Origin of the sequence: Okeania sp. SIO2B9 (assembly GCF_010672505.1) — a bacterium.
GTDB classification, from domain to species: Bacteria; Cyanobacteriota; Cyanobacteriia; order Cyanobacteriales; family Microcoleaceae; genus Okeania; species Okeania hirsuta.
This window is the reverse complement of sequence record NZ_JAAHGK010001601.1, coordinates 1-1384: the sequence shown is the minus strand read 5'-3', so window position 1 is coordinate 1384 and position 1384 is coordinate 1. Positions and strand designations below refer to the sequence as shown.

Below are 1384 nucleotides of genomic sequence, written 5' to 3'. Positions count from 1 at the left end.
TTTTGGAATACCCACAGTAATTAAGGATGAAATAAATGGCAAAATATTTTCGGTAGATACCTCAGTAGATAATTATTGTGAATATATAATTAATTACTTGACGAATTATCCAAAATATGAACAATTAGCTATGTCATCGTTTAATGAATATTTGTATCGTCTCAATTGGTCAGTGGCTGGTCAAAAAGCAAAGAAACTATTTATGGAAGTTTTGAATAATTGTTAATCTTAAGGATGTAGAAATATTTAATTTGTACTTGATATAAATATATATAAGTAAATCAGAAATATATCTATGAAAATAGCTTATTCTACAACCTATGATGTTCATAATCCTGCTAGCTGGCCTTCTAATAAAAAAGGGAATTATGGCTCAAATAGTTACATTGCAAAAACTTTAGAAAGTCAGGATATTACTGTTAACTATCTTGGTCCTCTAGAAAAACACTATTCATGGGTGACAAGAAGTAAATGGTTACTCTATAGTAAGGTATTTAAACAAGATTATTACAGATGGGCAGACCCAATAATATGTCGAGATTATGCTTATCAGGTAGCTCGAAAACTATCTATATTAAAGTCGGATATTGTACTGGCGACAGAGGGTGTTCAAACAGTTGCATATTTGAAATGTCAACAACCAATTGTTTTGTGGTTAGATACATTAACAATAGCATTGGTCGATTACTACCCAGCATTAAGTAATATTTGTCAAGAGACTAGAAAAAGTATATATAATATTGAAAAAGCAGCAATAGATAAATGTAAACTTTTGATATTTACTTCAGACTGGGCTGCTGAAAATGCTATTAAACATTACCAAGTTAATGAATCGAAAATTTATGTAATTCCCAGGGGCGCTAATATTGAACTTAAGCCAGGAAGAACTTTTGAAGAGGTAGAAAATATTGTTAAATCAAGAAAAGAAAAACCTTGTAAATTAATCTTTTCTGGCATAGATTGGGATAGAAAAGGTGGAGATATTGCTGTTGGAGTTGTTAAACAGTTAAATGAAATGGGTTTTAATGCTGAATTGACAATTATTGGCTGTCAACCTCAGATTAAGCCTTTGCCAGATTTTATTAAGATAGTGGGATATATTGATAAATCAAAACCAGAAGGAGAGTCAAAAATGAGGCAATTAGTAGCTGATTCTCATTTGATGATTTTGCCAACTAGAGAAGATTGTGCTCCTAATGTTTTGATAGAAGCTAATGCTTTTGGAGTGCCTTGTTTGACTACAAATCTTGCAGGTATTCCAACTGTAATTAAAGAAGATATTAATGGTAAAACTTTTGCTTTTGATGCAGAAATTATATAATCACAATATTCTTTAATTTCTGCATCAAAAGCAAAAGTTTTACCATTAATATCTTCTTTAATA

At 30.4% G+C, this 1384-nt stretch carries 1 protein-coding gene and 1 pseudogene; both read left to right on the top strand.

What is annotated here, in order from left to right; genetic code table 11:
• A pseudogene (locus F6K13_RS33000) lies at nucleotides 1-226 on the top strand (group 1 glycosyl transferase); the annotation flags it as partial.
• 69 nt (nucleotides 227-295) lie between these two features.
• Complete coding sequence (locus tag F6K13_RS32995) at nucleotides 296-1321, top strand: glycosyltransferase family 4 protein (RefSeq protein WP_287289902.1); 1026 nt, start codon at nucleotides 296-298, stop codon at nucleotides 1319-1321.
• Nucleotides 1322-1384 lie beyond the last annotated feature (63 nt).